Origin of the sequence: Chryseobacterium polytrichastri, assembly GCF_900142445.1 — a bacterium.
Taxonomy (GTDB): Bacteria; Bacteroidota; Bacteroidia; order Flavobacteriales; family Weeksellaceae; genus Chryseobacterium; species Chryseobacterium polytrichastri.
The window spans coordinates 155,182-164,886 of the sequence record NZ_FRAV01000009.1; the positions used below are offsets into that span (position 1 = coordinate 155,182).

7 protein-coding genes are annotated in these 9,705 nt (G+C 32.6%); 1 reads left to right on the top strand and 6 read right to left on the bottom strand.

Features of this window, described 5'->3' with window-relative positions; genetic code table 11:
- Positions 1 to 14 precede the first annotated feature (14 nt).
- The 6 genes from BUB80_RS07975 to BUB80_RS08000 form a co-directional block, all read right to left on the bottom strand.
- On the bottom strand, positions 15 to 1,658 hold the full coding sequence (locus tag BUB80_RS07975) for a hypothetical protein (RefSeq protein ID WP_073292397.1): 1,644 nt from the start codon (positions 1,656 to 1,658) through the stop codon (positions 15 to 17).
- Positions 1,648 to 4,041, bottom strand: coding sequence for a hypothetical protein (locus BUB80_RS07980; protein WP_073292398.1), 2,394 nt, complete (start codon positions 4,039 to 4,041; stop codon positions 1,648 to 1,650). The genes BUB80_RS07975 and BUB80_RS07980 overlap by 11 nt, the downstream gene beginning before the upstream one ends.
- A complete protein-coding gene (locus BUB80_RS07985; protein WP_073292399.1) occupies positions 4,032 to 4,775 on the bottom strand; it encodes a hypothetical protein in 744 nt (247 codons plus the stop codon). The genes BUB80_RS07980 and BUB80_RS07985 overlap by 10 nt, the downstream gene beginning before the upstream one ends.
- Positions 4,748 to 5,881: an AAA family ATPase gene (locus BUB80_RS07990; protein WP_073292400.1), complete on the bottom strand. Its 1,134-nt coding sequence runs from the start codon at positions 5,879 to 5,881 to the stop codon at positions 4,748 to 4,750. The genes BUB80_RS07985 and BUB80_RS07990 overlap by 28 nt, the downstream gene beginning before the upstream one ends.
- Positions 5,881 to 6,525 carry a hypothetical protein gene (locus BUB80_RS07995; RefSeq protein WP_073292401.1) on the bottom strand — a complete coding sequence of 215 codons (645 nt, stop codon included), beginning with the start codon at positions 6,523 to 6,525 and terminating at the stop codon, positions 5,881 to 5,883. Before BUB80_RS07995 ends, BUB80_RS07990 begins: the two co-directional genes overlap by 1 nt.
- 218 nt (positions 6,526 to 6,743) lie before the next feature.
- Positions 6,744 to 7,883: an acyltransferase family protein gene (locus BUB80_RS08000; RefSeq protein WP_073292402.1), complete on the bottom strand. Its 1,140-nt coding sequence runs from the start codon at positions 7,881 to 7,883 to the stop codon at positions 6,744 to 6,746.
- A gap of 94 nt (positions 7,884 to 7,977) precedes the next feature.
- On the opposite strand from BUB80_RS08000, the gene BUB80_RS08005 reads away from it, so the two are divergent.
- Positions 7,978 to 8,883, top strand: coding sequence for an AraC family transcriptional regulator (locus BUB80_RS08005; RefSeq protein ID WP_073292403.1), 906 nt, complete (start codon positions 7,978 to 7,980; stop codon positions 8,881 to 8,883).
- Positions 8,884 to 9,705 lie beyond the last annotated feature (822 nt).

A 9,705-nucleotide genomic window follows, 5' to 3' on the forward strand; every position in this document is an offset into this window, starting at 1 on the left:
CTATAAACTTCTGCCTATTCATTTTCGTCTGATTTCAAAATTGATTTATCTTCTGCAAACAAGCGGTAAAGCAGAAGAATGACACTGATAATAAGAATCCAGACAAACCAATTGTACCCAAAAGATTCTATCAGCGGATAAAAGATATACATTAACATGGCAAGAAGAACAACCATCAAAAAAACTTTAATGCCTGTGGGTAGATTTCCGCCACCAATGTTCATTGATTTTTTCTTTAAAACAAATGAGTAAAGCCCTACAGCCCCTGTCATAAAAATGATTAGCCAAATAATTTCTACAAAAGAAACCTCTTTTTTAGCATCATTTTCTTTGGAGGAAATGTCCGTGGTTGTTTCTAATTCATGACGCATTGGAGGGAAATCAAGAGTTCCGTAAAGACGGCCTAAAGAATCTGCCATCAATACTTTTTTCTTATGCCAAATACTTCGTACAATACCTTCATTGGCAGGTTTTCCTGAACTGACTTTTTTTAATGAATCTGAAATTTTTCGTTTAATATTTTCAGATCTGCTTTCAATATGTTTTGTAATCTTTTTACTGTAAATTGTTTTAAGAGAATCTCTTGCCGTAGTTTGTTTCGTATTAAATTTCTTTATATCTTTTTCAATATCGGGTAACCATTTTTGTGCTGAAGGTTTTGAAATAGCCTCCTTATAACTATTCATTAATCTCATCCTTTCTCTTCCATACATAGAATCCACTTTCATATCAATTTCCGTAACTCCGGATTCAAAGGCAACGGTATTTTCAGGAAGTTTATTCATTACTTTTCCTGCACTTTGTCCATCAACTACAGATTTTTCTTTATGAGAGTTAAAAGTAGATCTTGCAATTGCGGTTACGATCAAAAACACCCAAATTATCCATTGATAATTCTTTCCTGATCCGGTTGAAGATTTATCATTTTTTCCGAATAATCTTCCAAACCAATTATCACCAAATTTAAATTTCCCAAATCCATTTCCTCTGGAAATTCCCATAATATCTAAAGGAACCCCAAGTTCAACAGCTCTCTCAGGATATTTTTCAATGTATAATAAATACTTTTCAATTTCCTTTTTATTCCCTGCCATTACTTTCTTCATATCAAAAGGCAGATTTTTCATCCACTCTTCTTCTGTCTGAGACTTTTGAAGAGCTTCCAAAACTTTTTCATCATCCATTTCTACCGTAAAGCTCTCAATTTTCTGAGGAACCTTCACTCCGTTTGATGGTTTCCGAACAATGATATTAGATTTTACAGGCTCTTGAATTAAGGAAATCCAATCGATTTGTTCTGATAATTTAACCAAGCCAAATTCAGGATGCATGATCAAAAATTCAGCCTCTATATTTTGCCAGTCCTCAGGATTTATTTTAGGATAAAAAATGGTATTTTCAGGAATGAATAATTTATTGTCAAAGCATTGGAAATAAGAATTTTTTCCAATTTCGGCTGGTGCATTTTGATCAAAAACTAAAAAACAGCCGTATATAATATTAGGCTCGTTGGAAGGAATCGGAAATGACTGAATTTGGTTTAAATCAATTCCTAAGATTTCCATTTCGTGAAGCCAAATCGATGCTGAAGAACCTTTTATTAAAAGCCCTTTTTTAGGATAACTATTTTTCGGAAAAGGTTTTATTCTAAGCTCCATATTCCAAAATTTGATTAATAAATTTCTCCAGATAATCAGAATACATATCTTCCATTTTTTTTACTTTCAACAATGTATTTTCTGGCAGATAATATTCTGACCCTCCAAATTCTACATTGGTAGATAATGACAGAAAGCCTTTTTCTGCGGAGGGTATATAAAAAGTAGGAATATTTCCATTGCTGCTTTTAAAAGTCAACATTCCACGGGAATCTGTAATGATCTCGCTTCCGTCTGGAAAAGTGAATTTATTTTTGTTTTGTTCTGCAAGAATTTTAATATCAAATTTGTTTTTTAAAAAGCTCACCGAACTCTCCTCGCTTCTACTTAATTCATTTCCGGAAACAACTAAATTATTTTTAGCGTTAATCCCAATTTTACCGAAATTACCAGAAATTTTAATCCCGCTATTGTCTAATCTTAAAACTTCGATTACTACTTTAGTATCATTTTTTTGAATTTCCGCATCGTTCTTTACAGATTCAATAGAGATATTTCCGTCAATATTTATTTTGAAAATATTAAGCGCTTGGGCATGAAATAAATAAAAATTCCTACTAAAATAAGTGAGCCTTGAATCTGCAGGAATGTGTTGTCCCGTCAAATTCAGTTCCGAATATTCTTTGGTATTTAAATTTAATTTAGAAATTAATTTCTTATCCGGTTGGTATTGACATAAAATAAATTGTTGCTGTTTATTTTTCGCCAATGCAAACTGTCCTTTAGGTTTTACAGAAATATCTTCCATTAAAACTTCACACCCGTGGTATGTTTTGTAATAATCATAATAATCTCTATTATAGTAATTATCAGACAGATAAGTTCTTAACAACTGCTTTTTATTGCTTAAAATAAAAAATTCACCTTCATATAAAAATTGAGCAATTTTATGAGTTGGTGTCGGAAATAAAATAGGATAATTGAGTGGAAGATCTGTTCTTTTACCGCTGTACGAAATATCATTCTCTCTATTCTTTCTTCTCTGTGGTGGGTTTGCCCACAATTCCTTTAAAGGAAGAAGCACTTTTTGAATATGCTTTCTTGTTCCTTTATGATGTTTGTAGAAATTCAATTCTCCATCCACCGAAGTGGTAACCAAAAATTTTAATCGATCTCTATTTTCGTGAATGGTTCTTTGAATATTTTCGTTCGCTAAGTTTTCCTGATGGGTAATGAAGAAAACTTCCAGATCTTTTTCTTTATGTTCCTCCTGAAAAAATCGATCCAAAGCTTGTGAAACTTCTAAAACCGGACTTACCTGATTTAAATTATCAACCACTTCTTCCACTTTATCTAAAGAGATAAGCACATTGGTTTGCCCTAATGCAAACACTTTACATTCAGAATGGGCCTTCGGATGCTTGATCACAGCGATGGCCGAAGCAAAGGCTAAAATTTTTGGAGTTCCCCAGTTTTTAAGGGAAGTATCAATTAAAATTATTCTTTCAAAAATATTTTCCTCAGGCGGAATTTCACGCTGAATGTACAAGGCTTCATTATTGGCAACCCGATTCATGAAAATCTCATCTTCATTGGCAAATTCAGACAAAAGCATTCTTGATAATTCGCCTTTGTTGGTCATATCAGAAATTCCTCCAATCGGTTGTTCACCGGGAGAAAGATGTCTCATCGGGATTTTCAAACCGCTCCAAATTCTTTTAATTAAGCTCCCAACCTGAAACGTTTTTGGATCTTCGATCAGTTCCTGAATAAAGTCTTTATTGTTTTCAATAGTGGTTTCTTCTTGTATAACTTCGTCGTCTAGATCAGTAATTTTAATATTACCTTTCATAGCTTCAATGATTACAGTGGCTGTAGGAAATTTGTTATGTAAAGACGCTAAGATTCTTAGGTCTTTCGAAAATTTGCAAACAGTAAGTTCATTTTTTTGAGCAGAATTGGCAATTTTTTGTGGGTTTCTTAGATACTCATTTAATATATATTCAGATTGCTTAAGTGAAACCAAATCAAATTCATTGCTAAATATTGTCTGTAAAAGAAGAATTCTATTTCTACCTTTTTTATAATTGCTTGGTAAAGATTCTAATGTTTCTAAAAATTGAAATGCAGGTTTTATCCAATCTCCAATATATTTTTGCATTGTCATTGGATTTTTTTGCATTTCAATTTTAATACCTTTTAAATCTAAATACCCTTCATTTGTTGCATATAAAGCCAATAAAAGAGGACTTAAAGCAGGTAATCCTATTAATTGAAATTCTTTCAAAACCTCAATTATATAAGCTCTATAAGCAATTGTACCTACATTCGGAATCGAAATGAGATTGTTTTCATTATAACCAGTATTGTCATGAATATCTTTATCAGTTGTCCATTCCCAGAAATAATTTTCATGCGATTGAAAATATTCTCTTACATCCATTCTTGTGCTTTTTCAGTGAGACGAAATGAGCTTACCGACAATTTTCGGAAATCATTTTTATTAATTGAAAGATAACTTCCATCTTCATTCCATAGAAGCCATTGGTCTCCATTTTCATTATACTTTTTTTGAAGTAATGAACTCAAATTTTTAAATTCAAAATCAAAACCTGTGGGCAAAAGATGTCCATCTTTCATCCAATAGGTCTTTCCTGGAAAACTCAACAAGGGAGTTCCGAGAAATAAAGCTTGATCTTCCATCACAATCCATTCAAGTTTTTCTAATTTGAATTTCGGCAAAGCAACAATCAGGTTTTTTATCTCTGATATTGAACTTAACATCGCCATTGCAAGCTGTTCTTCTTCACTTGATTTTAAGTTGACTTCTACTTTTTCATCAATTCCAAAAAAATTATGATTGGAAGGTGGAAAAGTCAAACGTAAAGCTTTATCAATCGGAGACCACAACAAAGCCGTTCTCACCTTCTTAGTGGGAACCAAAGCATCTTTTCGGAATAATAATCCGTCTCTTAGTTCATATAATAAAAAGTTGGGCAATTGCTGAATTTCCGCAGACTCCGCTTGTTCATCGGTAAAGTTTTTCAACCATATCACATCTTCTTCCAAAGCAATCTGCACATTTTTCCAATCACGAATGGAGCCCAGAAAATCTTCATCAGCTTTGGGAAGCTCTGCCCAAAATTCTTTTATGCGGTTTGAAGAATCTTCTGCCATAGACTTTCAATTTCTTTTTGAATGTATTGTTTTTGTTCAGGATTTCTGATCCAGTCGCATCGGGTTTGAAGGTATCTTAATTTATCTTTAATAACATTTTGCTCTTCAAAACTCAAAGTTCCCCCTTCCCATTTATCAATAAGAATTTTTACATCTTTCATTACTTCCTCCGGATTCGGAGTTTTGTTTTGTAAGGCCTGAGGATGAGATTTAGGATCTTCATCTTTTTCGATGGTTCGGTTGATAATTCCTTCTAAAATTTCAATCTGTTCTTCTTTATCCCAAATATGTTTCAATACCCAAAGATCAGAAAGAATCGCTTCATTTCTTCCACAAATTAAAGCACTTGCTGCAATTAAATTTTGAAGTTTTACCGCTCGACGGTCAGAAATTGCAATCCCTGTATTTCGAAGGCTGATAATTGTATTTAGGTAGACTTCATAAATAGGTTTCAAATCAATATTTCTACATAAACTTTGAAGTTCTCTGATCTCATCCGAAAGAATCTCAGGGGTTTCTGTTTCAATATTATTTTCTAATTTTCTTCCGGCTAAAAGTACTTGATGCAGAAGATCCGGATGTACATAATCAACATTAATTCTGATTAAAAAACGGTCGAATAATGCATTCAAAGCTTCGTCTTCAGGGAGAACATTACTTGCTCCCACAAACATTAGCGCAGGAAGATTTTTTGTTTCTTTTCCTCTTTTGAAAATCTTTTCATTCAAAGCCATTAAAAGTGAATTCAATATCGCAGAATTGGCATTGAAGATCTCATCCAAAAAAACCATTGACGCTTCAGGCATCATGCCGTCTGTATTTGTCAAAAGTTCACCATCTTTTAATTTTCTGATATCAAAAGGGCCGAAAATCTCATTTGGTTCTGTAAAGCGGGTTAATAAATATTCGAAGTTTTTGCCGTCTTTCACCGTTTTTGACAAGGTTCTTACGATAGCAGATTTTGCCGTTCCGGGAGGTCCGTACAAAAAGGCATTCTCTCTTGCCAACAAGCAGATTCCCAATAAATCTACTACATCGTTTTTGCCGACAAAGGTTTCCTTAACGTAATTAAGAACTGTATTCAGCTTAGTTATATTTTGTATCATTAATTTTCTTCAGTTATTATTTTTAATTCTCTCCAAAAAGCATCTTTATGCAACCCAAATTCTGCAATCAGTAATTTATTAATAAACGGAATTTCAGCTAATTTATATGCCTTGTTCTCTACAATTCTTTCGAGATATAGTTTTCGATAGGTTTTATCTTCTAATTCTTCTTCCCAATTTACTTTTTCTACGTCCACATCAAATCCAATCGCTGAATAATGAAATTCTGATAAAATTGCTTCCAATAGTATAATCAAAGGATCTTCAGAATCAGCAACCTGTAATTCTGAAACAATTTGTGGTAAAAACCGTAATGATAAATCTGCAGAAAGTCTGGAAGAAATATCTCTTATTCCTTTATATGGCGGAATTAATGTATTCAAATCCTTTGCTGTATTTCTACGAATTAAATACAATTGAGCACTGTGATATAATATTTTTCCCGCCCAAATTGCCGTCTCTTTGTTGCAGAGAATTTGATCAGATAAAAATTCCAATCTTTCTTTTTCAAATTCAGTTTCAAAATAATCTGCAGCATCTTGTTCTTCCTTTTTTGAAATTTCTTTGAGATCTGAAAAGATGGTAATGCATTCCTCTTTTCGAAGAAGAAACAAAGTATCTAAAAATGGCGAGCTGTTTTCCATGATTTAACAAAAATAAAATTATTTCTCAGAGAATAAAATTTTAATTGAATGATTGAGCACTAAATAATATTATTCATCAAAAATTCTGCTTATTTGTTAAAATAAAAATCAGCTTACACCATGTTTAAGAAATTTTTAACAAGTGTAAGCTGAATAAGTAAACAACGAGATTTACTTTTTGAGAATTAAACTAAACTTTATACAGATAATATCATTTACTATTTTGAGATTATTTTTTTCGAAAGCCATTTTCTTACAGGAATGTCATAGAATCTCATAAAAACATAAGCCATGATAATGGATATAATTACAGTGACAAACCCCAAAATCCAAGATATCGGTTCTTCCAACGTATGTTTACCATTTGTCACCCAAGCCATATAAACATAGACCAACGGAAAATGGGTAATATAAATAGGGTAAGAAATATCACCTAAAAATTTACAGAATTGATTGGCTTTTTCACCCACCACTTTTCCTCCAGCACCCAGTAAAATAACAATTGGAAACAGGATCATTAAGGTAAAACATTCATAAAAAGCATTTTTCCATGGCGCTGTATTTCCACCTAAACGAGGAAATGCAAACAGAATAATGAGTAAAATACTTGTGGTTAAAAAAGCATTCTTGGTATATTTTAATTTCCCCACTCTTGCTAAAAGAATACCCATTAAGAAAGGAAATGATAGTCTTGTAAACCCTATCCTCATTTGAGTTGCATCATCAATAGACCACCCCCCAATAATGTCACCGTGTGGGTTTGTGAATGCATAATGAATGGTAATTGCCGCAGCAATAAACACTAAAATTCCTAATACAAATTTCGAAACTTTTCTTAAAAATAAAGCATATACAATATTAGCCATATATTCATAAAACAGTGACCATGCAGGTCCGTTTAACGGATGCATCTCATTCCAGCCTCTAATGTCAAGGCCTTTTCCCACAGGAATTACTGTCATCCCGATGAACATAACTAACAGTAATTTCCAAACCGGAGTTGTCGAGATACCACCCCATCCCAACCCTTCTGAATATTGGAAATAAAATAAAACTGCTCCTACCAAGGAACCAATGATAATCATAGGCTGCAATCTTACCAAACGACGGATGAAAAAATCTTTTAAAGTCATCTGGCTCCAACGATTATCATATGCATAACTGATAACGTAACCTGAAAGCATAAAGAAAAAATCTACCGCCAAATATCCGTGATTTATGAATTGTTTGGTATGATCCCCATTTGAAAATGTTTCAAAAACATGGAAAAAAATAACCATAATGGCTGCTACACCACGAAGACCATCCAGAATTTCATAGTGAGGTCTCGATTGAGAAATATTTAAAGCGTTATTCATATTTTACTTAAAAAAATGTAATGTAAAAATAAAACGTACCACTCTAAAAATATTGTTCTATATTTTTTAATTATTGTCTTATATTTACATTATTATGATTTCTAAATCTTTTAATAGCACAAAATTAAAATATTATCCAACTACAAACAATAATACCTTTCATTTTGATCATGTGCATATTATATGGAATCAACAGGTTCCTCTTCATCAGCAGCAAACGTGGGAGCTGTCCTATATCATCACCGGAAGTGGTGCCAGAATTATTGGCGATGTAGTTGAAAATTTTTCTAGAGGGGAGATTATTCTTATTCCTCCCAATATTCCGCATTGTTGGTCTTTTGATGAATCCGTACATGATGAAGAAGGAAAGATTGAAAATATTACGATTGTTATTGAGAATGATTTTTTAATCAGCTGCAAAAATCTCTTCCCTGAATTATATTCCAGTATTTCGGAACTTCAAAGCAATGAAAACGCAGTCTCTTTTGAAGGTGAATTACTAGAAAAGCTACAAGCCTTAATGGCCTCTATGGTTCATCAGGATAGTATTGAAAGGCTCTCTTCTTTCATTAAACTCTTACAATTAATTTCTCATTGCAAAGAAATGCATATCGTTGGGCGCCCCATCGTTGAAAATAAAAAAGAAAAGAAACTTCAGGAAATACATTTGTTTATTTTAAGAAATTTTCAAGGAAATATTAGCCTCGAACAAATTTCTAAATCTGTAGGCATGCAGAAATCATCATTTTGTGTATTTTTTAAAAGAATGACTGGCACCTCTTTTTTCACCTATTTAACTGATTTCAGAATTGAATCTTCATGTCAGATGTTATTAAAAACAAAATTGTCAGTTGCAGAAATCTGTATAGCCTCTGGATTCAATGATATCCCTTATTATAACAGAGTTTTTAAAAAGGTTAAAAATATGACACCGACGCAGTACAGGAAGTCTGAAAAAGTAAATAATGAATTTTTATTTCACGATTCTATTAAAAATTAAGAATTTAATAAGTATCTAAAATCTTTAAAAGTCTAGGTTAGGCTATTTTTCAGGAGCTATTTCCTGCTATTCGCTCATACTCCTCACGCCACAATGCGCTCCAACGCTAAAACCCTCTCATCTCCAGCTCCGTGTTGCGGGGTAACCGCTACTATCAGGGCTAAGAATTTTGTCTTTAAGATAAATAGTTGTCAAAAAAATAATTTGCTGAAGTATTCAAAGCACATCAATCTTTGCTGAGTGAAACCGTATAAATCTAAACCTCACAGGTTTTGAAAACCTGTGAGGTTTGTGGTGACACCCAGAAAAACCATGTTTCAACATCTCATTTTTAAACCTACTAACTCATAACAAACGAAAAAGCCTTCAACTAAATGAGTAGGAGACTCTGTATAATAATGAAGCTTTGTTTTTTTCTGATTGCATTTATTGTGGTAAAAAGGATTCTTCACTTAGACAAGAGGCTAAAGTTTAGAAGAATGATCTCTCACAGATCAAGCGGATGAAGCAGATTTTTAAATGAATGAAAAAAGAATGGATTGGTGATTGGTTTTCGTAAAATGTAGATATAAAATTTGATTTAAAAACATTGTTTAGATCCTTCCAGGATGACAAAGAGTGTGGATATTATTGGGGATAATTATATAGCAATTTTTATTGAGAGGGCTTTATTGGATCAGTCTCAAAAGTTGGGGAGAAAATAAAAAATGCTATTTTTGTATAATGCTAAATGATGCCGAACTGCTTAAATTATTTTTACCTGAACTGTTGATTGAATATTTTGAGATTGTAAAATTTGAAGAAGAAAACCAAATTCTACAT